The sequence below is a fragment of the Marinobacter salinexigens genome (assembly GCF_008370345.1).
GTDB classification, from domain to species: Bacteria; Pseudomonadota; Gammaproteobacteria; order Pseudomonadales; family Oleiphilaceae; genus Marinobacter; species Marinobacter salinexigens.
Genome location: NZ_VTUU01000007.1, coordinates 72275 through 94734 on the forward strand (window position 1 = coordinate 72275; position 22460 = coordinate 94734).

The 22460-nt window shown below is 54.7% G+C and carries 24 protein-coding genes, 1 tRNA gene and 1 riboswitch; of the genes, 9 read left to right on the forward strand and 16 right to left on the reverse strand.

Features of this window, described 5'->3' with window-relative positions:
* Positions 1 to 2 precede the first annotated feature (2 nt).
* The 8 genes from FWJ25_RS14195 to FWJ25_RS14230 all read right to left on the reverse strand — a co-directional run bounded on the left by FWJ25_RS14195 (position 3) and on the right by FWJ25_RS14230 (position 8600).
* Positions 3 to 587 (reverse strand): TRAP transporter small permease, encoded by a 585-nt coding sequence (locus FWJ25_RS14195; protein WP_223163257.1) that lies wholly within the window; start codon positions 585 to 587, stop codon positions 3 to 5.
* Positions 588 to 663: 76 nt separating this feature from the next.
* The gene (locus tag FWJ25_RS14200) at positions 664 to 1704 is read right to left on the reverse strand and encodes a TRAP transporter substrate-binding protein (RefSeq protein WP_188093639.1); all 1041 of its coding nucleotides are present in this window, start codon (positions 1702 to 1704) and stop codon (positions 664 to 666) included.
* Between the two features lie 149 nt (positions 1705 to 1853).
* Positions 1854 to 3047: a lipid-transfer protein gene (locus tag FWJ25_RS14205; RefSeq protein WP_149600924.1), complete on the reverse strand. Its 1194-nt coding sequence runs from the start codon at positions 3045 to 3047 to the stop codon at positions 1854 to 1856.
* A gap of 92 nt (positions 3048 to 3139) precedes the next feature.
* Complete coding sequence (locus FWJ25_RS14210; RefSeq protein WP_149600925.1) at positions 3140 to 4420, reverse strand: acyl-CoA dehydrogenase family protein; 1281 nt, start codon at positions 4418 to 4420, stop codon at positions 3140 to 3142.
* Positions 4410 to 4802 carry a DUF6285 domain-containing protein gene (locus FWJ25_RS14215; RefSeq protein ID WP_149600926.1) on the reverse strand — a complete coding sequence of 131 codons (393 nt, stop codon included), beginning with the start codon at positions 4800 to 4802 and terminating at the stop codon, positions 4410 to 4412. The genes FWJ25_RS14210 and FWJ25_RS14215 overlap by 11 nt, the downstream gene beginning before the upstream one ends.
* A complete protein-coding gene (locus FWJ25_RS14220) occupies positions 4802 to 5827 on the reverse strand; it encodes a phosphotransferase family protein (protein ID WP_223163258.1) in 1026 nt (341 codons plus the stop codon). Before FWJ25_RS14220 ends, FWJ25_RS14215 begins: the two co-directional genes overlap by 1 nt.
* Before the next feature lie 197 nt (positions 5828 to 6024).
* Positions 6025 to 7398: a sodium:solute symporter family transporter gene (locus FWJ25_RS14225; RefSeq protein ID WP_149600927.1), complete on the reverse strand. Its 1374-nt coding sequence runs from the start codon at positions 7396 to 7398 to the stop codon at positions 6025 to 6027.
* A riboswitch (TPP riboswitch) is annotated at positions 7390 to 7498 on the reverse strand. Its footprint overlaps the gene before it by 9 nt.
* A 109-nt stretch (positions 7499 to 7607) precedes the next feature.
* Positions 7608 to 8600: a bile acid:sodium symporter family protein gene (locus tag FWJ25_RS14230; protein ID WP_149600928.1), complete on the reverse strand. Its 993-nt coding sequence runs from the start codon at positions 8598 to 8600 to the stop codon at positions 7608 to 7610.
* 95 nt (positions 8601 to 8695) lie between these two features.
* On the opposite strand from FWJ25_RS14230, the gene FWJ25_RS14235 reads away from it, so the two are divergent.
* Both FWJ25_RS14235 and FWJ25_RS14240 read left to right on the forward strand, forming a co-directional pair.
* Entirely contained in the window at positions 8696 to 9499 is an 804-nt protein-coding gene (locus FWJ25_RS14235; protein ID WP_223163259.1) for an AraC family transcriptional regulator, read from the forward strand.
* 184 nt (positions 9500 to 9683) lie between these two features.
* Entirely contained in the window at positions 9684 to 10754 is a 1071-nt protein-coding gene (locus FWJ25_RS14240; protein ID WP_223163260.1) for a C4-dicarboxylate TRAP transporter substrate-binding protein, read from the forward strand.
* A gap of 65 nt (positions 10755 to 10819) precedes the next feature.
* Here FWJ25_RS14240 and FWJ25_RS14245 read toward each other — a convergent pair whose 3' ends face one another.
* Complete coding sequence (locus FWJ25_RS14245; RefSeq protein WP_149600929.1) at positions 10820 to 11095, reverse strand: hypothetical protein; 276 nt, start codon at positions 11093 to 11095, stop codon at positions 10820 to 10822.
* 159 nt (positions 11096 to 11254) lie between these two features.
* On the opposite strand from FWJ25_RS14245, the gene FWJ25_RS19645 reads away from it, so the two are divergent.
* Positions 11255 to 11428: a hypothetical protein gene (locus tag FWJ25_RS19645; protein ID WP_188093640.1), complete on the forward strand. Its 174-nt coding sequence runs from the start codon at positions 11255 to 11257 to the stop codon at positions 11426 to 11428.
* A 139-nt stretch (positions 11429 to 11567) separates the two neighbouring features.
* Here FWJ25_RS19645 and FWJ25_RS14250 read toward each other — a convergent pair whose 3' ends face one another.
* The 6 genes from FWJ25_RS14250 to FWJ25_RS14275 form a co-directional block, all read right to left on the reverse strand.
* Positions 11568 to 12158, reverse strand: coding sequence for a peroxidase-related enzyme (locus FWJ25_RS14250; RefSeq protein WP_246166844.1), 591 nt, complete (start codon positions 12156 to 12158; stop codon positions 11568 to 11570).
* 46 nt (positions 12159 to 12204) lie between these two features.
* Positions 12205 to 13188, reverse strand: coding sequence for an acrylyl-CoA reductase (NADPH) (acuI, locus tag FWJ25_RS14255; protein ID WP_149600930.1), 984 nt, complete (start codon positions 13186 to 13188; stop codon positions 12205 to 12207).
* 52 nt (positions 13189 to 13240) lie between these two features.
* Positions 13241 to 13879: an acrylate utilization transcriptional regulator AcuR gene (gene acuR, locus FWJ25_RS14260; RefSeq protein ID WP_149600931.1), complete on the reverse strand. Its 639-nt coding sequence runs from the start codon at positions 13877 to 13879 to the stop codon at positions 13241 to 13243.
* Positions 13880 to 14001: 122 nt separating this feature from the next.
* Entirely contained in the window at positions 14002 to 15111 is a 1110-nt protein-coding gene (locus tag FWJ25_RS14265) for a P-loop NTPase family protein (protein ID WP_149600932.1), read from the reverse strand.
* A 492-nt stretch (positions 15112 to 15603) separates the two neighbouring features.
* Positions 15604 to 15680 (reverse strand) — tRNA-Arg (locus tag FWJ25_RS14270).
* Between the two features lie 91 nt (positions 15681 to 15771).
* On the reverse strand, positions 15772 to 16317 hold the full coding sequence (locus FWJ25_RS14275) for a YaeQ family protein (protein WP_149600933.1): 546 nt from the start codon (positions 16315 to 16317) through the stop codon (positions 15772 to 15774).
* A gap of 70 nt (positions 16318 to 16387) precedes the next feature.
* Between FWJ25_RS14275 and FWJ25_RS14280 the strand changes: the two genes are divergently transcribed.
* The 6 genes from FWJ25_RS14280 to FWJ25_RS14305 all read left to right on the forward strand — a co-directional run bounded on the left by FWJ25_RS14280 (position 16388) and on the right by FWJ25_RS14305 (position 21194).
* Positions 16388 to 16747: a CidA/LrgA family protein gene (locus FWJ25_RS14280; RefSeq protein ID WP_149600934.1), complete on the forward strand. Its 360-nt coding sequence runs from the start codon at positions 16388 to 16390 to the stop codon at positions 16745 to 16747.
* Entirely contained in the window at positions 16740 to 17462 is a 723-nt protein-coding gene (locus FWJ25_RS14285) for an LrgB family protein (RefSeq protein WP_149600935.1), read from the forward strand. Before FWJ25_RS14280 ends, FWJ25_RS14285 begins: the two co-directional genes overlap by 8 nt.
* 9 nt (positions 17463 to 17471) lie before the next feature.
* Positions 17472 to 18770 (forward strand): Xaa-Pro dipeptidase, encoded by a 1299-nt coding sequence (pepQ, locus tag FWJ25_RS14290; protein WP_149600936.1) that lies wholly within the window; start codon positions 17472 to 17474, stop codon positions 18768 to 18770.
* Positions 18771 to 18863: 93 nt separating this feature from the next.
* Complete coding sequence (locus FWJ25_RS14295; protein ID WP_149600937.1) at positions 18864 to 19070, forward strand: bacterioferritin-associated ferredoxin; 207 nt, start codon at positions 18864 to 18866, stop codon at positions 19068 to 19070.
* A gap of 118 nt (positions 19071 to 19188) precedes the next feature.
* Positions 19189 to 19665 carry a bacterioferritin gene (bfr, locus tag FWJ25_RS14300; protein ID WP_149600938.1) on the forward strand — a complete coding sequence of 159 codons (477 nt, stop codon included), beginning with the start codon at positions 19189 to 19191 and terminating at the stop codon, positions 19663 to 19665.
* Between the two features lie 170 nt (positions 19666 to 19835).
* Positions 19836 to 21194: a phosphohexomutase domain-containing protein gene (locus FWJ25_RS14305; protein WP_149600939.1), complete on the forward strand. Its 1359-nt coding sequence runs from the start codon at positions 19836 to 19838 to the stop codon at positions 21192 to 21194.
* A gap of 153 nt (positions 21195 to 21347) precedes the next feature.
* Here FWJ25_RS14305 and FWJ25_RS14310 read toward each other — a convergent pair whose 3' ends face one another.
* Positions 21348 to 22454, reverse strand: a complete 1107-nt coding sequence (locus FWJ25_RS14310; protein WP_149600940.1) for a phospholipase A — start codon at positions 22452 to 22454, stop codon at positions 21348 to 21350.
* Positions 22455 to 22460 lie beyond the last annotated feature (6 nt).

A 22460-nucleotide genomic window follows, 5' to 3' on the forward strand; every position in this document is an offset into this window, starting at 1 on the left:
AGTCACACACCTGTTCCGTTTTTTGTTTGAGTGTTACCGGAGGTGTAGCCTTCGGTTGCTTCGAGTGCCTGAGTGAGTTCCGTCTCGTGCTTTGGTCTGGCGGCTCTGAACACCAGTTGTACAAACATGCGCACACACCACCAGCCGAGTCCGAGAGGGATCAGGGCCTTGGCAGGCCATTCCGGTATGCTCAGCGCGCTGCCGTAGGCAATGGCATCAAGCTCCCAGGCTTCCCATGCCATCTGGGCACTGAACCAGGTCATCAGGCCGAAAAATGTGATGCCGATGATTAGTCCAAGTTTGACCAGTACGGTCTGGATTTTTTGTGGGAAGTGCTCGGTGATAACCGTGACTTCCAGGTGGGCTCCGACGGATTGAACAAAGCCCATGGGTAGGAAGACCACCGCTACCATCAGCATTTCGGAGAACAGCAGGTCGTCCGGCACCGACTTGGAAAAGAAGGTGCGTCCGATGACTGATACAAAGGTGATGATTACCATCAGCGCCAGCAGGCACTGACTCAGGCGGACAATCTGTTGGTCAATCGCGCCGATCAGGCGGATGAATGACTCTCCGGGTCTGGCCATGAGGACATCCTTCGTCTTCGCAGGAGGCTATAAGACATCGGAGCGGCAGGATTGAATCGCCGCTCCGGATCTGGTCTCAGTTACGTTCCCAGGGGTAACCCTGTTCGCGTACTTCCTTCTCGACGTTGTTCAGTTCGGCCAGTAGCTTTTGGTGGATTTCCGTGGCTGCCGGATTGCGTTTGGCGAGGTCAGCAACGTATTGATTAACCGCCGGGGTGTATTCCTCTTCCCATACTTTGCGTTGTTCTTCGTTCAGGCGATAGAACTCAACGGGATAGTCCGGGTTGTTCTTGAGGGCATCCAGAGCCATGTCGGCCGCTTCCAGTCCTGCCTGCGCCATTTTTTCATTGAAAATGGGCTCAAGGTCAGAAATGACCTTCTGTTCTTCCGGGGAAAGGCTGTTCCAGACCCTCTGGTTCATCATCACAGCGACCAGGGACTGGCCAATACCTGTCTGGACAACGTATTTAACGACTTCGTTGTGTTTGTACGGGAGAATCAGGTAGATATAGCTCTGCACGCCATCAACGGTGCCTCGCTCCAGTGCAGAGTAGAAATCCGCAAAGGTCAGGTTTACCGGAGTTACATCCCAGTCTTCGGCTTTAGCGGCGATGATTCCCCGGTTGGTCAGTCGAACTTTGTCACCTTTGAAATCTTCCGGGGAAATGTAGGGCCTGGTTGTGCTGAGATTTGCTCGGAAGCCGCTGGAATAGTAGCCAATCGGTTTTAGACCGGTGATCAGAGCCTCCTTGTCCATGGCTTCGGAGTCTTTAACGGTACGGCTCCATGCCTCCACCGCTACGTAGTTGTCACCGGAACCGAGTTCTGTTTGCGACACGCCCAGCAGAGGCGCGATGGTTGTGCTGTATTCCGGGGAAACCGGACCGATATCCGCGATACCTGCCTGAATGCCCTTGGCGGCATCCTTGAATTTCAGGAGGCTCTGCAACCAGTGGATCTCTATGTCCAGGGAGCCGTTGGTACGCTTTGAAACCTCTTCCGCCCACCAGCGGAGAACACGATTAGTGGGGCGATCCGTCGGGGGAGCCGGAGTGGAGTAGTGAAGCGTGCGTGCCTCGACCTGACCCACTCCGAACCCTGCGACGAGTGCGATCATCAGGGCACATGTGGGAAATGTTTTTCGTAGACTGAATTGCTTGAATCGTTCCATGGGTGGCCTCACTGTTTATTGTTGTCTTGCCAGGGTTTGTTCCGAAGCATCAAGTCCGGGTGGGCCCGATGCTTATACGCAGTCTTTGAGCGAACTTACGCGCGCTTGTAGAGCGTCACAACACATGCTCCACCCAGACCAAGGTTATGCTGAAGGGCCAGTCGGGCACCCTCTACCTGACGCTGTTCAGCGGTGCCGCGAAGTTGTGATACCAGCTCATAGCACTGGGCGAGGCCGGTTGCGCCCAGTGGGTGACCTTTCGACAGCAGTCCACCGGAGGGATTGGTGACAATACGCCCCCCATAGGTGTTGTCGCCGTCGATAATGAATTTTTCGGCGCTACCCTCGGGAGTCAGTCCCAGGGCCTCATAGGTGATCAGCTCGTTGGCTGTGAAGCAGTCATGGAGTTCAACCACGTCCAGGTCTTCAGGGCTTATGCCAGCGTGTTCGTAGACCAGTTCAGCCGCTGAGGCTGTCATGTCATAGCCCACCAGCTTCATCATATCGTTACTTTCAAAGGTACTGGGACCATCGGTTGTCATCGCCTGGGCCGCGATGACAACGCCAGTGTCGAGATTGTGTTTGCGGGCAAACTCGGCGGAACAGACAATCGCGGCAGCCGCTCCACAGGTTGGCGGACAACACTGGTAGCGGGTCAGCGGGCCGTATACCGTCGGCGACTCCATGATTTCCTCCAGCGTCAGAGGGTTACGGAACACCGCAAAGGGGTTGTTTGCTGCATGTTGGCGGGCTTTTACGGAGATGCGCCCCAGGGTGTCCGGTCGAATGCCGTACCGCTCGATGTAGTCAGCACCAGCACCCCCGAAGAACTGGGCGGCACGGGGCAGATTGGGGTCAATGCCCTGGCGGGCCTTCATGACTTCAACAAAGCGCTCCATGGGTGAAGGACGGTCGTCGTACGCGCCTTTCAGAGCTCCGGGAACCATCTGTTCAAAACCCAGGGCGATGGCACACTCCACCGAACCGCTTTCGACGGCTTGACGCGCCATGAACAGTGCGCTGGAACCGGTGGAACAGTTGTTGTTGACGTTAAACACCGGAATTCCGGTAAGGCCTACGCCGTAAATGGCGGCCTGACCAGAGGTTGAGTCACCGTAGACGTAGCCCACATAAGCCTGTTCTACCAGCTTGTAGTCAACGCCAGCATCGTCGAGTGCTTTCCTCGCCGCATTAGCGCCCATCACGTGATAGGGATCGCTGGCTCCGGGTTTGGTGAAAGGGATCATTCCCACGCCGACGACGTGGACGGTTCGTTGACTATCTTGCATGGCCGTTCTCCATTTATTGTTAATCGTTCATTCAGTATTCAGCGGCTTAATGGCTGTTCCAATGGCGGATTGATGGAAAGTCACTGTCAAAACTAAACAGCTCCTGGTTGCTTGATGTAGCCAAACAGGTAGGCCGCAATCTTGCGCATCTGTATTTCATCTGAGCCTTCCGTGATGCGGTATCTGCGATGGTGGCGGTAGATATGTTCGAAGGGCTTATGCCGCGAATAGCCGATGCCGCCATGCACCTGCATGGCTGTGTCAGCGGCTTCGCAGCAGAGACGGTTGGCAGTGTAATTGCACATGGCGACCTTGTCGGACAGCTGCTTCTCCACGTCCTTTTTGGTCATTCGATCCATTTGCCAGGCGGTCTGACGAATAAACGTTCGCAGCATTTCTGCACGAGTGGCCAGTTCGACCAGAGGAAACTGAATGCCCTGACTGCGGGCCAGCTCCTGGCCGAAGGGCTTCCGCTCCCGGGCGTAGTGAACGCTTTCCCTGATGCAGTAATCCGCCGCACCAAGGCTGGAGGCTGCCTGGCGAATGCGATTCTGATGGACAAAGTGCTGTGCAATCGCCAGCCCGGCATTAACCTCTCCGAGAACGGCATCCTCAGGCACCCAGACATTCGTGAAGCTGACGCGAGGGTGGTCGGTAGGCATGTTGAATGTCCACAGATACTCCTCGACCCGGACACCTGCAGTGTTGGTGGGCACCAGAAATGTGGTGATGCCTCTGGCATTACCCGGCTCGCCACTGGTGCGGGCGAAGACCACAATGTGGGTGGCCGTATGGAGGCCCGTCGTCCACATTTTTTCGCCATCAATACGCCAGCCGTCCTGTCCGTTGCGACACTCCGGCACAGCCCGTGTTTCCATGTGGGTTGCATCGGAACCATGATCCGGCTCGGTCAGACCGAATGACAGTTTCAGGTGTTCATCCAGCATGCCTTTGATAAAAATGTCTTGCTGGGACTGCGAGCCGAAGTCGCGGATAACCAGCACAAAGGGTTTGTTGCCGACGATGGAGTGTTCGTTCTGCAAATCGTTGTGAAGGCCAAGCCCTTTAGCCGCCAGGTGTTCCCGGATGACGGCCATCCACAGGTTGTTCCCCCCTTTGCCTCCCATCTCTGGAGGTAGGGCGAAACGAAGGTGTCCGGCCTTGTCTGCCCGCCGTCGGGCTTCTTTAAGCAGCGCTTCCCACTCGGGTCTTGGCAGCCCCTGGTTTTCGAAGTCTGTTCTGGCCCACTCCCTGCGGTGGTCGAAAAAACGGATATTGTCATGTTCCGACTCCAGAGGCCTGATGTCCGATTCGATAAAACGGTCAAGCTCATCAAGGTAGTTAACAAGTTCCTTGGGAAGGTCAAAGTTCATGGTTTGCTCCAGATCGTAGTGCGGCCTGGTAGCTACTGTACTCAGGCTGGTCTACCGCGAGTGTGCTGAGGGTTGTTGCCCAGAGATGTTCTGTGAGGCCGGGTGTATGAGGCCCGAAATCGCCGCAGGCAATGCCTTCGCAGAGCTGGAGATTCATTGCATGCAGGGCGTCCTGACGGATACCTGGCAGAGTTGCCAGCCTGAGAGCTTCTTCCGTTTCCGCACGCTGTCGGAGCCGGAGTTCCCGCTCGACGATATTCAGTACATTGGCGGCCACCCGAATATCGTAGGCGTCTCGTCCGGATAGCTTTGGAAGTATCTTGTTGCGCAGGAAAAAGCTGACTGACTGGAGAAGCTCATCTGCTTCGGGGGAAGATTGCATTATCGGACTCCTTCAAGGGGCGCGAGCAGGTTCAGCAAATCAATCTCGGTTTCAGAGGTGCGCCGGCCGATAGCTGCCCGTTCGATAGTCCGGGGAGAGCCATCCCCCGGAGATCTGGCCATGCCCTGGCACATCACGCCCCACTTGAGACAACCCATGACCTCCCAGAAACGCACCCGGTCAGGGTCAACATGTCCCCCGCCGGCTTCATACCCGGAAAACAGATCCTCACGGTGGCCGAAGCCGCCGACTGGAAGATCGGTCTTCCCGAACCTCCATGAATTGACGCAGAGCCAGCCCAGGTCTTCCATTGGGTCCCCAAGGTGGGCCAACTCCCAATCGAGCACCGCCCGGAGCCCGGTTTCGCCAACAATGAGGTTGCCATTGCGGAAGTCCCCGTGAACCAGAGTTGGCTCTGCTGTTGTGACGGGCATATTGCCGCGCAGCCACTGGAACGCCAGCTCGAACACCGGACGATCAAAACCACTGCTGCGATGTCGCAACAGGTAGGTGTCCAGGGTATTGGGAGCGTCTATCTCCGGGAGGCTCGGGAGTGATGCCACATCCATACTGTGAATGGCGGCCAGAGTCTTGCCACACTGGTAGGCCAGGACCTTGCGGGCCGCCGTAAACTCGGGGTTTCGTACAATCCGGCCTCCGAGGGTTTCACCGGGTATGAGGTTCATGATGAACCCGTCGCCCATGCCATCATCAGGTTGCAGGATCGCGAGCACCTTGGGTACCGGGACACCCGCGGCTGCTGCGTGTTCAAGGAGTGTGGCTTCCAGTGCCATCGGTGAAAGAATGTTGGCTCCCGGGTCGTCAGATTGACGAACCTCTGACCTGGAACGTCGCAGAATCAGGCTCTGATCTCCGGCAGGGGTCTGCAGCCTGAATGCCCAGGTTTCCTGGTTTGCACCGCCGGACAGTTGCCTGAGGTCGTCGACGGTTCCCGCCAGAGACTGGCGGTTCATAAGCTGTGTGAGTTGTTGCTGAAGTTTGGGGTCGATCTTTGAGGGAGGCATTCTGTTGTTGTTTTCCTCTACCGCCGATGGTCGAACTCAAGACAATATCGGTGGTGATCCTGACGAGCCAATGGCAGATCTGTGGAAACTGACTGGCAATACTTGATAGGGAATTGGTTGGGGAGAGCGGGCTCGGAAAAAAGAAAACCCGCCAGGCAGGGGCGGGTCTGTTTATCTGTGCTATGTGATGCTGGGCGTCAGGTGTTGTCTCTTCCTGACAAGGCCGTCATCACCAGCGTAACACCAGAAGATGCGATCAATGCGCCGACAAACGGCGCTAATGTAGGTGCTCCACCCGGGAAACTGGCAATGGTTATGGCCTCGGAGAGGCTACCGGTGACTACCCAGTCAGGCAGGACAGCTCCAATGAGCCCGGCCAGTGCGCCGGTTATTGCGGCAACAGGGGGAACGCGGGGCCAGAGGCCCATCAGAACCGGGATGATGGCCGTTGCGCACAGCAGGTCGGCAATCAGGAACAACCTGAGAACGGACACCCCCTGCAAGGCGATCACAATAACCGGCACCATCAGAATGACGGTGAACCATCGGGCGGAGGACAGGGTGAGCCCCTTCTTTTCGGCAACCGCCAATGAGGCGATACCGTTCTGGAGCGTATCCACTGACGATGCAACCAGTGTAACTGCCAATATCAGAGCGACGGCGCCTAACCATGCGGGGGCGGCGTTCAGCAGGGCAAAGAAGGGAATGGCCGGACTGCCCAGATCAAGGCCAGCCATGACAGCGCTTATGCCAAGCCCGCCAACCACGGCAACGACAATCATGGTAGTGCCCCCGCCGAGTATGGCGCCTTTCCAGAGTGATGCGTTATCCCGAGCCGCCCAGACCCGCTGCCAGTAGCCCTGGTGGAACAGATTGGCAGCGGTGACTGCGAGCACCAGGGTTAGTGCAACACTGACAGCACTCCAGAACGGAATGCCGGGCAGCTCTGCCGAGCTGGTTGAGGCTGGAAGATGTTTCCAGTCGACAAACAACACCGTCGCCAGCAGTGCCATCAGAAGCAGCGCCTGCCAGCGGTCGGTAGCAAGGCTGGCTCGTAGCCCGCCCCAGGATGTGTAGATCAGGGTGGTCACGGCCACGGCAATGATGACGATCTGCCCGTTCAGGTCCGAAAGTAACCCGGTAATGGAGCCGATGGCCGTTAACTCCGCAGACAGAAAACACGCCATGTAGAGAACGGATATCAGCGAAACCCAACGGCGCATACCCTTGCCGAAACGCTGTTCTGCGAACTCACTGATACTGCGGCCTTCGGGCATGCTTTCCCGAATCCGGGGGCCGAGCATGGCAAAGACGATAAACGGCAGTGCCGCGCCCAAGGCATATCCAGCGAGGGCGACAGGGCCAACAAAGGCACCCACTTCCGGAGGCGCAAACAGAATCCAGGCGCCCATACCTGAGGCCAGGAATGACAGGCCAATGGTCACAGCGCCCTGGCTGTTGCGGGCCGTCATGTAGTCGTCGAGGGTGTCGGTTGTTTTGCGGGCACGTAGCCCGAGCCAGCCAAAAAGGCACAAAGCGGCCACAAGGCCCGCCAGGTGGGTCATTATCATTGTCGCACTTCCTCCGCCGGTGTGAGCCGGATCAGGTTCCAGGGTCTGTCAAAGACACTCTCAGCCCCGGCTGTCAGCCGGGACTCCCCTGTGGACTGGGTTATTTGGTTAAGCACATCAAGAAAGAACAAAAGAGCCTGAATACATGCCGACCAGTGAACATAGCGATCCTTACCCTGAAGAGCAAGGCCCTTGCCTAGAGAGAGCTTTCAGCTTTGCGGTGCCAGTTCCTGTTCTCTTGGCATGTTTGCATAGCGCTGGGCGAGGACGGTGCACACCATCAGCTGGATCTGGTGAAACAGCATCAGAGGCAAGATCAGAGTGCCCATGCTGGCGGTGCCGGCAAACAGTACCTGGGCCATGGGAACACCGGTGGCAAGGCTCTTTTTGGAGGCAGCGAAGACGATGGTTATCCGGTCTTCCAAAGGAAATCCAAACAGCCTGGAGACGGCGTTGGTAAGCAGCAGCACAACACCAAGAAGCACCAGACAGGCGACGACCAGGCCGACGATATCCATGATGGGAAGTCGCGTCCAAAGCCCTTCGGTAACCGCATGGCTGAAAGCTCCGTAGACCACCAGCAGAATGGAAGACTGGTCCACATTTTTGAGCCATGACTTGTTCCTGGCCACCCAGCCACCAATCCAGATCCGGGCAATCTGCCCCGCAATAAAGGGCAACAGCAGTTTGATGACGATGCCGGTGATCGCGTCGGTCGGATCAATACTCTGCGCCTGGCCTCCGATCAGCATCATCACGATAAACGGTGTGAGGAAAATGCCGATCAGGCTTGAGGTGGCTGCACTACAGACCGCCGCAGGGATATTCCCGCCGGCCATGGATGTCAGTGCAATGGCAGACTGAACCGTGGCGGGCAAGGCGCAGAGGTAAAGGATTCCGATGTAAAGCTCGTTTCCGGCGAGCGGCACGAGCACGGGTTTGAGCAGTAGTCCCAGGATTGGGAATAACACGAAGGTGAAGCTGAAAATCAGTAGATGCAGGCGCCAGTGAGTCAAACCCGCGAAAACTTCTTTGGTGGACAGCTTTGCGCCGTGCAGGAAAAACAGCAGGCCGATGGCGAGATCGGTCACCACGGAGAACGCTTCTGCGGCTTCGCCATGGACCGGTAGCAGGCTGGCAAGCAACACTGCTCCCAACATCATGAGGATCAACTTGTCGGGAATAAAGCTTTTCAGTTTCATCAGGTTCTACTCACATAGACGATTGAATCAGCTTGAAGCTGTTTAACAGGGGAGTTTATTCTTTAATTTAATTCTGACTAACGCGATTAATGACCATGGTGTCGAGAAACGGACAGGCTGAAACGGTATTTCGCTCAGTTCCGGACATGCCGGAGTTGCCACGCAGGGTATTTTCCCGGGCTGAATCGTTGAAAGAGCCGGCTATTACCCGTTGGCATGATCATCCATGGATCCAGTTGTCCTACGCCATTCGCGGGGTAATGGAAGTTCGGACAATGGGAGGCCGCTATCTGGCACCGCCTCACCGGGCCATTCTGATTCCTGCGGGGTTGCAGCATTGCGTGAGCAGCGAGGCTGAGACAGAGATTCGCAGTCTGTATATACGCAGTGAGGAGTTCCCGGCGCTGGCAGGCACATGTCAGGTTCTGGAAATCCAGCCGCTGGCTCACGAACTGATTCGAAGTTTCAGTACCTACGCTGTGGATTACGATGAAAATGGAGAGGAAGGGCGGCTGGTCAGTGTCCTCATTGATCAGCTACTGGCCGCGCCCAATACCAATCTTCATCTCCCCTGGCCCGCGGATGATCGTTTACAGACGATCTGCAGGGAGCTGAACGAGCACCCTGATCTTCCTATGGCGTTGTCTGATGTGGCGGCCCGGATGGGGGTGTCAGAAAAAACCGTCACCCGCCTGTTCAAGAAAGAGACATCCCTGAGCTTCCGGTCATGGCGCCAGCGACTCCGGCTTCTGAGCTCGCTGCCTATGCTTGAGAAAAGGGAACGGGTAACTGATATCGCTCTTGCCTGCGGGTATGACTCTACCTCGGCTTTTATTTACGCATTCCGATCTCATTTCGGAGTTACGCCGGGGACGTTTTTGCCAGCGGAAGAGCGTTGAGTAATTTTGTCAGTGCTTCGTTTCTTATACTCAATAGGGTATTGCGATCGCCACTCACCACTGCCAAGCAACGCTTGCCCCGGTTATATCTGATCGGTATGGAAAATATAGATAAATGATACAGGTTGAAACGCGGGCAGGGTGCTAGCGTTAAGTTTCAAACAATAATGCATGGAGCTTCAGAATGATAAAAACAAAATTGCTGCGTCAAATGAGTTGTTATCTTACCGTTGGCCTTCTATCAACCGGTGTCTGCGCCGAAACCACATTAAGGTTTGCCGAGGGCGGCCCCAATCGGGGTACGCGGTCGCAAGCCGTTGAGCACTTCATTAGTGACGCGAGCGATCTCAGTGGCGGCGAACTCAAGTTCGATATGCACTGGGGCGGCGCACTGCTGGACTACAAAGCCGTTCCTAATGGTGTGGCGGTGGGCACCGCCGATCTCGGTTCTTTACTGGCAGTTTATTCCCCCACCAAACTCAAGGCGCTCGCAATTGGCGATATTCCTCATCAGTCTGCCGATCCCTGGGTGGGGATGCGGGCGATGTATGAGTTAATGACCACGAACGAAGATCTGCAGCGCATGCTGGCTGACGAGAACCTGATGTATCTGACCGGTTTTTCCAGCAGCGGAGTGCAGTTTGAATGCTCTGGTGACAACCGCATCGAGTCGGCTGCCGATATTGCCGGTAAGAAAATACGGGCGGTGGCCATTTACAGCAAAGTGCTGAAAGACATGGGGGCTGATATCGTCAGCGTCACGGCGGGAGAAATTTACCAGGCACTGGATACCGGCTTGGTGGACTGCAGCGCGAGCTATCTCTATACCATCCGGGCGCTGAAAACGTTTGAAGTGATCGACCACGTCTCGTTGTCGAACTGGGGGCAGATCGCCGGTTTTGCTGTCATGATCAACCGGGATATCTGGAACGATCTGACGGACAACCAGCGCGCTGCACTGAAGCAGGCAGGCTCCCGAACCATCGATTACTTTGCCCGATTGCAGGTGGATGAGATGGGGCAGGTGGTAGACGGACTCACTACCGGAGAGATAGGTAAAAAAGTACCGGTGACTCGTTGGGCTGAGGCGGAGCGCCAGAAGCTGATTGATGGTTCGGAGAAGTACATCCAGGACTGGATTGACTCGATGGACAGTGCTGGGGTGGATGGCCAGGGTATCTGGGATGAGTACATGACCATCGTTGCCCGCTACGAAGCCGAAAAAGAGCAGTCAGGCTACCCCTGGGAGCGTTGATGCTCTGAGGCGAGCTGATCAGGTTTGTCCGAACCGGCTCGCTTCCTTCCCTGAAAATGTTTCGCTCAGGCCGCCGGTGTGCGGCCTGCTACCAACCTGATGACCCCGCAATAAACAACCAGCCCCACTGCAATGCCGAGAGCCGCTGTACCATTATCATGGATTGCAGCGCTTAAAGAGGGCAAATGCAGTACAACCGCAGGGTCGGGAATGTTTGCCAACATAACGATATTGGCTAAAGGGAGGTGCAATTGCTGGCCGATCGCAGAGAATTCTGCCTCAGCGATCAGGAGTGCTTCATACAGTCCATACCATATAGCGATGACGCTGAACGCGAGCATGAGCGACCTGCTTGCGATCCACTTAACCAGTCCTTTGGTGAGTGAGCTCCCTGCGGAATGGTTGTGATATGACTGCACAAAACCTCCGATGAATATAGGGGCTATACGATAGAGCAAGCGGCGTGGGGCCGGTATCGGGAGTTTCCGAAGATGTGATGTGTGTCGGGGTTTCTGCTTGCTTTGATCGCCTTGCTGGACCACACGGTGGATGTTCTTCTGTGGTCCGTTAGCACCCAGCCGGATCGCGCGAATGCCTGGATGGCATCCTTCTTCCTTCGACAGCTAGTCCGTAACTACGGTGATCCCCCGGCCAGAGGCGGCGTACCTCGTTGAGGATTGTTAGATGCTGATAATCGACCATAACTCATAAACCTGCGTATACCTGCACGGGTTGCGGCCGGGAGAGTTATCCCGGCCTATATTGGTTTTCAATCCTGGCCAGCCATCTGCGGGGTTTTAGAAGGGTTTTTCTTTAACGACCGATTGAGTAGAACTCGGGGTTAGGTACCATGTTGGTCACATTTGCCAAGCGGTTGGACATTCCGAAGAAAGCAGAAATCGCTGCAATATCCCAGATATCCTCTTCTTCGAACCCATGATTCTTAAGCAAGTTAAAGTCATCCTCTCCAACGAGTTCAGCTTGTCGCGAGACTCTCATTGCGAAGTCGATCATAACTCGCTGCCGTTCAGTGATCTCCGCCTTACGGTAGTTGGTGGCAATCTGGTCAGCAATCAGAGGATTCTTGGCTCGAACCCGCAAAATGGCTCCGTGTGCTATAACGCAGTACTGGCATTGGTTAATGCTACTGGTTGCAACGACAATCATCTCCCGCTCGGCTTTGGTTAAGTTGCCTGGTTTTTCCATCAATGCGTCGTGGTATTCGAAAAATGCTCGGAACTCATCAGGACGATGTGCCAGCATCAGGAAGACATTCGGAATGAACCCCGATTTTTCCTCGACGGCAAGAATTCTTTCCCGGATATCATCGGGCATGTCTTCAAGTTTTGGCACAGGAAAGCGGCTTATTTGGGGGCCATTCGCAGTATTCATAACTTCGTTCATATTTGACTCCTGGTTGTTCAAAGCGGTCTTGAGATGCCTGATAGACTTACTGGTTTACATTTATGATGAGACGCCCGCGAACCTGACCGTTCAGAAGTTGTGTCGCAGCTGGAACTGCTTCGAAGAGTCCGATCTCCTGTCCAATATCACCAAGTTTGCTTAAGTCGAGGTCTGTACTGAGACGTTGCCAAGCTGCGATCCGAGCAGGAACCGGACACTGCACACTATCTATTCCAGCTAACGTAACGCCCCGAAGAATAAAGGGCGCAACAGTGGACGGAAAATCCATACCAGCAGCTAAACCACATGCTGTGACCACGCCGCCGTATTTTGTAGAAGCGCATGCATTGGCCAGGAGATGGCTGCCGGCCACATCAACGACGCCAGCCCATCGCGCTTTTTGTAAAGGCTTGTTCGGAGTAGAAAGTTCTGTTCGAGGGAGAACCTCCATTGCCCCGAGTTGCTTTAAATATCCGCTGTTGCTGTTGCTGCCGGTAGCGCCAACCACCGAATAACCCAGCTTGGCAAGTATGGCTACAGCAAAGCTTCCAACACCTCCTGCGGCGCCCGTTACGAGGATTTCTCCGTCCTCCGGCTTTACGCCATGTTTCTCCAATGCGAGCACACACAGCATGGCAGTGTAGCCGGCAGTGCCGATTGCCATGGATTGTTGCGGTGTAAATGCCTCAGGAAGCGGAATTAACCAATCGCCATTCACGCGGGCTTTCTGTGCCAGACCGCCCCAATGAGATTCTCCGACCCCCCACCCGTTCAGGAGCACGCGGTCTCCCTCTCTCCAATTCGGATGGGAACTGCTCTCAACAATCCCCGCCAGATCTATACCCGGGATCATTGGAAAGTTTTTTACGACCCGCCCCCGGCCTGTGATGGCTAATGCGTCTTTATAGTTGATCGTCGAATGGCTAACACGAACCGTAACGTCTCCATCAGGCAACTGATGATCTTCAATTTCCCGAACAGCCGCGTGCAGGCCAGTTTCGTCCTTCTGAATCAAGACACCTCTAAACACGTTATCCTCCTTTTCGAATTTAGACCGATCGTCTTTAAAATGGTAAAATTTTTTAACTCACGGGCAAGCTCGCGAAAAAGCCCTCAGAAAAAAGGTGCAAAGGCTCAGGATTCCTGTCCAGCTTTGCCCGCAGTACTGCGCCCTCCCAACCTATCCAGAAGAAAAGAGCTAACTGCGCGGGATTTGCATCTCTTGAGAGCTCTCCTTTGTTTTGAGCTTCCTCCAGACAAGTCGCGAACCTTCTCTGCCAATCCTCGAAAGTTCCTCTCAATTGAGCCCGGAAGCTGTCAGGAAGCGAACCCATCTCTTGCCCCAGATTACCTATCAGGCAACCCCTCCTATATTCAAAGCGTGCCATACCCCGAATCGCGTCGTGCACAAAGGCATGAAGTCGATCTATTGGATTGAGTTCTTGATTCAGTAGATGTAAGTCAAGCTTCCTGGCAAAGAACTTCCCGTAACAGTCAATAAGGGCGAGCCCAAAGTCCTCTTTACTATCGAAATAGTGATAGAACGACCCTTTAGGCACTCCCACTCGGCGCAGAATCTCATCAATACCGGTAGCAGAAAAACCTTTCTCAGTGAGAACTTCTAAACCAGCACGTAGCAGGAGTTCTCGGGTGTTATCGGTATTTTCCCGTCGCTTGGGTGGCCTTCCACGACGGCGATGCAGAGTTTGATTGGTGTCCATGTCTCGATATTAGACCGATTGTCTCAAAAATAAAAGTGGCTAGCTGCTACTTTCTTTTTTTTAAAGCCCATCCGCTTCTAAAGGGGGGGGGGAGGATTAGTTGGCCGCTACACTGGTTACATTCATTCATCACAATGCTGAACTACCCAGTCCTGGAACCGAGCGTCCTCGAACTCATAGTGCCCATGTGAGATCAGTGAAACGTATTCACCCCGTAGTCGATTAATGGCGTTCTGGATGGTATGAGTTTCAATTGAGTCCACGCCCAATCTGTCCGCAAGAAACTCTTTGCATGGATCTTGGTATAGCGCTGCATTTCCTGATGCAATCCAGATGAGCAGGGCTTGATCTATGGCCTTGAGGGTCTTCCACATTGCCGGGTAGCCGCTGTCTTCCATCTGATCATCATTTGCCAAAGCTGCCTCATTCAATATGTTGTCAGTTCCGGTCAGGATCATCCTTTCAATCACTGACCGGAACTCCCGTGGGACATAGTGCAACAGACTGAAGGCCCTCTGAGCTTCTGCGAAGGAAAACTCTCGCCCTGAAGCCAGCCTGTAGCACCCTCTCATGTGTTCAATGAACCCTGAGCCAAGGTTTGGTAGATCAATCTGGGAGGAGCTTTGAAATAAGGCAGCTTTTCGACGGCTGAACAACTTACGCAAACCGTCCCGGCTGGAGCCGGTATACATCACGAAGATTTTTTCCCTGTTCTTATCCAAGAGCGTTCTTAAAAAGAACACTAAGTTTTCGAAGGCCTGACTGGTTGCTAGGTGTTGAGCCTCATCCAGACAGAGCAGTATCCGATCATTCTTCCTCAACAACTCAGAGAACTGCTTTCGAAGCTCTTCTAAAGAAACAGAATCCGGAGTGACTGGATGGGACTCGGTAACGCCCATGCCAGCTTCGAATCCATCTGCGCCAGTTCGGACATTAACATGAGCCCCACCAATACGACTGGTTGCACGCTTCCACCAACTTCTTTCGGAGAGGGCGGCATTGATGGCTTGCAGCAAAGCCGATGTGGGATCATCTTTGTTGTCCCAAAAACTGGCATAGACGGGCACGTACCCGCGTTTTGCCGCTTCGGGTATCAAGTCATAGAGGACGAATTCAGTTTTTCCCATTCGCCTTGGCGCGAATAAGGTCAAAGTGCTTGAAACGCCGGTATCAAAAGCGTTAAGAACCCTCTCAGTTAGGTCAGGGCGAGGGTAGTGCCAGTTGATTGCCATGCCTTAGTACCATTTAGTAATCGAATTTACTAATTAGTATGTCACGCTACTAAAGCTTAATAAAGCATGTTCTGCGGGGTAGTTCAGTGCCTCTCTGGAGGAGGAATATCCGCAGCTGTCATACCCAGGAGAATGAACTCCACGATCTGATCGTCCGTGAATTCCCGAGCGTGCAGAGTCACCATCTCCTCAATCGCCGAGTCGCTCAGCTTTTCATCGAAAAAAGGGGCCGCCGATATGAGTTGCTTGCGAAATGCATCTGGATCTATTTTGGGGTAGGGTCAATCAAAGGTTAGAAAGTGGCTCACGCCCATCTGAGAAGGGTGATTCAGAAGTTTCATGTGTCCGGGGTCGAATATAATGTTTTCAGTGCAAAGGTCGGAATGTTTGCACTCAGAATAATTCCCTCAAAACCGTGGACACACCATGGACACCATTAGGACACACCCAAACAAAAAAGGCCTGCGTTTTCACGCAAGCCTTTGAAAATAATGGCCCGCCCGAGAGGATTCGAACCTCTGACCTCTGCCTCCGGAGGGCAGCGCTCTATCCAGCTGAGCTACGGGCGGATGAAACTGTTCGCATGGTGCGTCAATTTCGAGTGCGCAATCTTACGTGTGCAGGGGGCGTCTGTCCAGCCCTTCCAGACATGGATTGGTGTCAGGCTGCAGGCAGGCGCTGGTGGGGGGTGATGCTCACCAGACTTTGGTCATTGCTGAAGGTGACTTCACCGTCCTGAACGGTCACCTGAAAGTCCATTGAACGCTCAGCAAGGTTTGCCAGGGCCTCGGTTTCTTCGGCAGCCAGGTCGACAATCGTCAGGTTGCCAAATCGCTCCAGCTTGTTATGGTGTTTCTCCCACCATACGGGTACGGCGCGCCCACCGTAGGTATAGAGAGTCACCTTTTGCGAGCGGTTGCAGGCTTTTCGCAGGCGGTCCTCGTCCGGTAACCCCAGATCCACCCAGAGTTCTATCTCATCGGTCAGGGATTTCTGCCAGAGTTCCGGTTCGTCGTCCGTGCTCAGTCCCTTGGTGAATTCCAGGTTCTCACTGGCATTCAGAACGAAGGCCAGCAGACGAATCATCATGCGCTCGTCGGTTTCTGAAGGGTGGCGTGCCACGGTCAGGTGGTGATCCGCATAGTAGTGCCTGTCCATATCGGCGATATGGAGGGTGGCTTTGAATATCGTGGCTTTCAGTGCCATTCAGGGGCGGTCCTTATAGAAAATGGGTGCCTAAGTTTAGTGCAATTTTGAAGTGACAGGACATTACAGCATGGTGTTGTTGCGTGGTTTTTTAACTCTGGTGGTTTTCTTTCTGCTCGGGGAGGCGGTTCGGGTACTGGCAGGGCTGCCCATCAGTGGTGGTGTTTTGGGCATGGTTATGGCCACGGGTACACTGATGTTGCGTGGTCGCGTTAGTGACGAACTGGCATCAGCCAGCCAGGGCTTGATTGCGGTTCTGGTTATGTTGATCTCGCCGGGGGTAGTGGGTGTTTTTTTTATCGCAGATCAATTTTCTGAACACTGGTTGACCGTGGCGGTCGCGTTGGCTGCAGGGACTTTGTTGAGTGTTCTTACAACCCTCTGGGTAATGAATTGGGTTGCTGCGTCCGAGGGCAAGAAGCATGACTGAGCGTTCTGGCGTCTATAACGAATTGATGTCGGTGTGGACGGTTGGCCCACTATTGTCCATTGCGATGACTCTGGCCGCATTCCTTGCGGCACAATGGATCTTTGTGCGAATTCGTCGACCATTGTGGATGCCCCCGGTTCTTATTGCAGCGGTATTGCTGTCGGGAGTCGTTGCCCTGAGTGGGATTGGTTATGAAAAATACCAGCACGGCGCACGCTGGCTGACGGCCTTGCTTGGGCCCGCTACTGTTGCTCTGGGAATACCGCTGTACCAGCAGATGCATCACATCCGGGCACTCTGGAAACCAATACTGGTGACCTTGCCGATTGCTGCGACCCTGGCGGCGGTCTATTCGTTGGTGATTGCCTGGGGTATGGGAGCCAGTCCCATGGTGTTGGCATCCCTCGCCCCCAAATCGGTGACAGCACCCATTGCCATGGGGGTGTCTGAACAACTCGGTGGTTCTGTTTCCCTGACGCTGGGAGCCCTGCTTATAACGGGTGTGTTGGCTTCTCTGTTTGTCGATTGGGGGGCAAAATGGATGAAGGTAACCGATGAGCGGATTATCGGTTTCGCCCTGGGGCTTAATGGCCACGCCGTTGGAACCGCCAGAGCGTTTGAAATAAGCCCAACGGCGGGGGCATTTTCCTCGTTGGGAATGGGGCTCACGGGTGTTTTTACGGCGTTGTTCCTGCCGTTTATGTTTCCTTTCTGAGGCGCTGCCATGTTCAAGCAATCTGTCCTGACTCTTCAGCCTGAGCATCTCTCGGAGCTACAGGTCCGCTACGAACAGGCGTTGGCAGATAACGGGTACGACAGCCTGCTGATTGCTTCCGGTGCAGCTCCTTACCGGTATGGCGATGATCAGGCATGGCATTTTCAGGGTTATGGCCCGTTCGTTCACTGGACAGGTCTGACTGGCCAGGAGCATGCCTGGCTGTGGATTCGGGCCGGTGAGAAACCCGTGCTATGGCTGTATCAGCCAATCGACTTCTGGCATGCCAGCCCAACCTTACCAGAGGAACCCTGGCAGCAATGTATCGAGTTGCGGGGGCGTCAGGAAACCGGTGCACCCGAGCTGGAAAGCCCGGGACGCCTCGCGGTGCTGGGCGATCCTGCCTGCCTGGACGGTGCTCCGGGAGATCACAATCCCATGGGGCTCGTTCGGGCCATTGAAGAAACCCGCGTCCGGAAAACCGACTATGAAATTGAGTGCCTGTCCGTTGCTAACCGGCTTGCGTTACAGGGGCACCGGGCGGCGAGGGAGGCATTCCTTGCGGGGGAAAGTGAGTTCGGCATTAGTCTGGCCTACCAGCAGGCAACACAGCAGCGTGAAGCGGATGCCCCCTACCACAGCATCATCGGTCTGAACGAGCACGCTGGAACCCTGCATTATCAATACTATGATACCCGGACGCCGGCACGGCCCCGCAGCCTGCTGATTGATGCGGGCGTTCGCTTTCGCGGCTACTGTTCGGATATTACCCGAACGATACCGGGGCCGGGCGAAGGCCGTTTTAGCGCTTTGGTCCACGGGCTGGAAAGTATCCAAAGACGACTCTGCGATATGGTTGGCCCCGGAGTCGACTACATCGACATCCATCGCAAGGCCCACCTGGGTGTTGCGGCACTCTTATCCGCCTCTGGTCTGGTGTCGGGCATGAGTGACGAAAGCATGGTGGAGGCAGGCATTACGCGGGCCTTCTTCCCCCATGGAATCGGCCACTACCTGGGCGTACAGGTGCACGATGTGGCGGGAAAACCAACCCCTGCGCCTGTCGAGGCACCCTTTTTGCGCCTGACCCGGAAGCTTGAAAAAGGCATGGTCGTAACCATCGAGCCCGGTCTCTACTTTATCCCTTCATTGCTCCAGCCTCTTCTTGAAGGGAGGCTAGCGACGCATGTGAACGGGCGGTTGATTGAAGAGCTCGGTGGCTGTGGTGGCATACGAATTGAGGATAATGTAGCCGTGATGGCGGGTGGTGCCCGAAACCTGACCCGTGAAGCCGAACGGCAGGTCTGAAATCTGCACAAAAATTAACACAAAGGGGTTGCATTAGCGGGTGCAAATGACAATACTTATCACTAAATTTAATGGTGTTAGTGAGTATTTTCTATGTACGTGTGCCTTTGCCAGGGTGTGACTGACCGGGAAATCCGTGAAGCAGCTGAGAATGGGGTGTCTTCCATGCGTCAGCTGGGCAAAGAACTCGGGGTAGGCCGCCAATGTGGTCGCTGTGCCTGCATGGCTCGGGAGATTCTCCGGGAAAGTCGTTCAGCGGATTACCTGTCGCTCGCTAATATGCTCGCGCAGCCTGCCTGAGGCTGCGTTTCCCTCCCTCATTATCAATTGCGACCTCTTTGCAGTCGTGATTTTTTATTGCGCCTAAACCGTCTATCCTTGTTTACCTAGACTGGTGAACCAAACAAGGACTCCGACGATGAAAGGCGATAAGAAAGTCATTCAGTTTCTGAACAAGGTCTTGGCCAACGAGCTGACCGCCATCAACCAGTATTTCCTCCATTCCCGTATGTACAAGGACTGGGGTATCAGCAAGCTGGCTGCAAAAGAGTACGAAGAGTCCATCGATGAAATGAAGCACGCCGATCTGCTGATCGAACGTATTCTTTTCCTCGAAGGCCTGCCCAATCTTCAGGATCTCAACAAACTCCTGATCGGCGAGAACGTTGAGGAAATGATCCAGTGTGATCTCAAGCTGGAGCATATTGCCCACACGGATCTGAAAGAAGCCATTGCCTACTGCGAAGAGATTCAGGACTACACCAGTCGCCAGCTTTTCCGCGGCATTCTGGATAGCGAAGAAGAGCATATCGACTGGCTTGAGACCCAACTGGAAATGATCTCCCAGATGGGAATTCAGAACTATATCCAGCTGCAATCGAGCGCCGCTGAATAATCGCTCTTTACCGGCAATCGCCGCCTGAATGGCGATTGCCGAATCCCGCCCCAAATCCCCGTCTTTTCCTCCCGTGGCCCGGTATTTGCCTCTTATTGTGGGTAGAATAGGGCGCAAGTGATGCTCTGAATCATCCGTCCTTCTGGATGCAAACAAAACGGGAGACTGCAATGGACCTGTCCTGCTTCAAGGCTTACGACCTCCGTGGTCGGGTGCCTGATCAACTCAACCCTGAACTTGCCGAAAAAATTGGCCGCGCCTATGTGGAAGTCACCGGCGCGAAAAAAGTCATCGTCGGATACGATATTCGCCTTTCCAGTCCGGACATCGCAGAAGCCCTGAGCGAAGGGCTGATGGCGGCTGGCGCAGACGTGTTCGACATCGGGCTGTGCGGCACCGAGCAGGTGTATTTCGCGACTAGTCACTACAAGATGGACGGCGGCATCATGGTCACCGCCAGCCATAATCCGAGAGACCACAACGGAATGAAAATGGTCGGCCCGGAATCCCGACCTATCAGTTCCGATAACGGCCTGAACGATATACGGGACCGGGTACTGGAGCCCTTCTCTAATGCACCAAACCGGGGCGGGCACGAGCCGTTGGAGGTGATGGCTGCCTATGTTGATCATCTGCTCGGATACATCGACGCAGGCTCACTCAAGCCTATGAGAATTGTCTGCAACGCTGGCAACGGTGGAGCAGGGCTGGTGATCGATCAGCTGGAAAAACACCTGCCATTCGAATTCATCAAGGTTCACCACCAGCCGGACGGCAGCTTCCCCAATGGCGTGCCCAACCCGATCCTGCCGGAAAACCGCGCCGCGACAGCTGATGCGGTGATTGAGCACGGTGCAGCCATGGGGATTGCCTGGGACGGTGATTACGACCGCTGTTTCTTCTTCGACGAAAACGGCCGCTTCATTGAGGGTTATTACATCGTAGGCCTGCTGGCCGACCAGTTCCTGCGCAAAACCGGTGGAGGAAAAGTGATCCACGATCCCCGCCTGACCTGGAACACCCTCGACCTGGTCAAAGCCGCTGGTGGTGAAGCGGTGGAAAGTAAAACCGGCCACGCCTTCATCAAACAGCGCATGCGAGACGAAGACGCTATCTACGGCGGCGAAATGAGCGCCCACCACTATTTCCGCGACTTCTCCTACTGCGACAGCGGCATGATTCCGTGGCTACTGGTTGCCGAACGCCTCTGCCAATCCGGCCATACCCTCTCGTCCCTCATCGACGCCAGAATCGAAGCCTACCCGGCCAGCGGCGAAATCAACCGCACCATCGACAACCCGGCCAAAGTCATCGCCGCCATCGAAGCCCAATACAGCCCCGATGCCAAATCCATCAACCACGTTGACGGTCTGAGCATCGAATATGACAAGTGGCGTTTTAACCTGCGCATGTCCAACACCGAACCGGTCGTTCGTTTGAACGTGGAATCGCGGGCGGACAAGGTATTGATGGAAGAAAAAACAGAAGAGCTACTGGCAGAAATGCAACGCCTGAACGAAGCAGGCTAACTCTGATGTTGAGGGCAGGGGGTGATTCGCTTCTCTGAAAATGTGCGGAGCCATGGATGGCGGAGCCCAAGCGCCACATGGACGTGCCGCAAGGAGCGGTTTTCAGAGAAGCGAATCATCCCCTGCCCGGCACGGTGTCTCAGGGCGAGGAATTTACAGCCAGTCGTTCAGCATAATCCCGATCCCGAACCTCTCAATCCGGTGATTGTAGTCAATCAGACTCTCCCCATACCCGTTGTAGTACTGAAAGAACCCCTTGACCGTATCCCCCATGGGAAAGCTGTACCCGAACTCGACCGTGGTCCGGTTATCCGAACGCATATTGTTCATCAGCCGCAGCGAAAACGTACGATCCTCACTCAGCTTGTAAACCGCATAGTAATTGCCATAGCCCAGATAGCGCTCAATGTCGGCATTGTCATCGTCATTGTTTTCAGGAATCCGGTACCAGGGCTCTACAACGAATAGCCAGCGCTTGTAGCTGTAGGCAGCGGAGCCGACAATCCGGTTCCAGCTCCGGGAGCGGGGTTCGGATTGCCCGTTCGACTGGTGATTGAAACCAACGGTCAACGCATTCAGTTTGCCGGGGCCAAACTTCCAGTCAGTCTGATAGCGGGCAAAGAGTTCCGGCTGGTAGTTGGTTTCCCTGAACGGCGCAGATTCGTCCTGATTATAAACCTGCCAGAAAGACTGCTGGGTGTAACCGAACCACAGGGTCGTACGGTCATCCAGTAAGCCCGTCAGCAGTGGCACCTTGAAGCTGATTTGATATTTGGCTTCTTCATGCCGAAGGTCATAGTCGTAATCCGTCGATAGCAGCCTGGGGCTGGTAGGTGTTGGGTTGGGATCCTTGACCCAGCTGATTGGCAAAATATAGGTCGGGCGATGGCCAACAAAACTGCCGGAGAACGAAAAAATGGCCTTCTCCGCAGCAATATATCGATCGACGATACCGTCCATGACCCCGTCGTCCTCGTCCTCATCACCATCGAGAGAATTGGTGTTGTCTGCAGGTACAGCGAAAGCTGCTTCGGCCTGCTCGATATCTTCTGAGTCAGCGGCCTTTCGGATCTGGCCTGTTGGGTACAAAGTGTCATAGCAGGCCAGTCGCCTGACGCCGTTTGCAATCAGGGCGCACTGTTCCTCATCCTTCAGCGTTGTCGCATCTGAATCACTTTCTGCACCCTGGGCGTATACCAGCATCGGGCTGGTGGCCAGCAGCATCAGAGTTGTTGATCCGGGAAGCAGGCGAAGCTTCATTGAGCC

What these genes read in the sequence shown, in the direction of transcription:
- FWJ25_RS14220 (WP_223163258.1), bottom strand. Translation starts at nt 5,827, where the DNA reads ATGCCTCCCTCAAAGATCGACCCCAAACTTCAGCAACAACTCACACAG.
- pepQ (WP_149600936.1), top strand. Translation starts at nt 17,472, where the DNA reads ATGTTCAAGCAATCTGTCCTGACTCTTCAGCCTGAGCATCTCTCGGAG.
- FWJ25_RS14240 (WP_223163260.1), top strand. Translation starts at nt 9,684, where the DNA reads ATGATAAAAACAAAATTGCTGCGTCAAATGAGTTGTTATCTTACCGTT.
- FWJ25_RS14215 (WP_149600926.1), bottom strand. Translation starts at nt 4,802, where the DNA reads ATGCAATCTTCCCCCGAAGCAGATGAGCTTCTCCAGTCAGTCAGCTTT.
- FWJ25_RS14275 (WP_149600933.1), bottom strand. Translation starts at nt 16,317, where the DNA reads ATGGCACTGAAAGCCACGATATTCAAAGCCACCCTCCATATCGCCGAT.
- FWJ25_RS14235 (WP_223163259.1), top strand. Translation starts at nt 8,696, where the DNA reads ATGGTGTCGAGAAACGGACAGGCTGAAACGGTATTTCGCTCAGTTCCG.
- FWJ25_RS14205 (WP_149600924.1), bottom strand. Translation starts at nt 3,047, where the DNA reads ATGCAAGATAGTCAACGAACCGTCCACGTCGTCGGCGTGGGAATGATC.
- FWJ25_RS14265 (WP_149600932.1), bottom strand. Translation starts at nt 15,111, where the DNA reads ATGGCAATCAACTGGCACTACCCTCGCCCTGACCTAACTGAGAGGGTT.
- bfr (WP_149600938.1), top strand. Translation starts at nt 19,189, where the DNA reads ATGAAAGGCGATAAGAAAGTCATTCAGTTTCTGAACAAGGTCTTGGCC.
- FWJ25_RS14195 (WP_223163257.1), bottom strand. Translation starts at nt 587, where the DNA reads ATGGCCAGACCCGGAGAGTCATTCATCCGCCTGATCGGCGCGATTGAC.
- FWJ25_RS14230 (WP_149600928.1), bottom strand. Translation starts at nt 8,600, where the DNA reads ATGAAACTGAAAAGCTTTATTCCCGACAAGTTGATCCTCATGATGTTG.
- acuR (WP_149600931.1), bottom strand. Translation starts at nt 13,879, where the DNA reads ATGGACACCAATCAAACTCTGCATCGCCGTCGTGGAAGGCCACCCAAG.
- FWJ25_RS14250 (WP_246166844.1), bottom strand. Translation starts at nt 12,158, where the DNA reads ATGAACGAAGTTATGAATACTGCGAATGGCCCCCAAATAAGCCGCTTT.
- FWJ25_RS14210 (WP_149600925.1), bottom strand. Translation starts at nt 4,420, where the DNA reads ATGAACTTTGACCTTCCCAAGGAACTTGTTAACTACCTTGATGAGCTT.
- FWJ25_RS14245 (WP_149600929.1), bottom strand. Translation starts at nt 11,095, where the DNA reads ATGCTCGCGTTCAGCGTCATCGCTATATGGTATGGACTGTATGAAGCA.
- FWJ25_RS14280 (WP_149600934.1), top strand. Translation starts at nt 16,388, where the DNA reads ATGGTGTTGTTGCGTGGTTTTTTAACTCTGGTGGTTTTCTTTCTGCTC.
- FWJ25_RS14295 (WP_149600937.1), top strand. Translation starts at nt 18,864, where the DNA reads ATGTACGTGTGCCTTTGCCAGGGTGTGACTGACCGGGAAATCCGTGAA.
- FWJ25_RS14200 (WP_188093639.1), bottom strand. Translation starts at nt 1,704, where the DNA reads ATGATCGCACTCGTCGCAGGGTTCGGAGTGGGTCAGGTCGAGGCACGC.
- FWJ25_RS14225 (WP_149600927.1), bottom strand. Translation starts at nt 7,398, where the DNA reads ATGATAATGACCCACCTGGCGGGCCTTGTGGCCGCTTTGTGCCTTTTT.
- FWJ25_RS14305 (WP_149600939.1), top strand. Translation starts at nt 19,836, where the DNA reads ATGGACCTGTCCTGCTTCAAGGCTTACGACCTCCGTGGTCGGGTGCCT.
- FWJ25_RS14285 (WP_149600935.1), top strand. Translation starts at nt 16,740, where the DNA reads ATGACTGAGCGTTCTGGCGTCTATAACGAATTGATGTCGGTGTGGACG.
- FWJ25_RS14310 (WP_149600940.1), bottom strand. Translation starts at nt 22,454, where the DNA reads ATGAAGCTTCGCCTGCTTCCCGGATCAACAACTCTGATGCTGCTGGCC.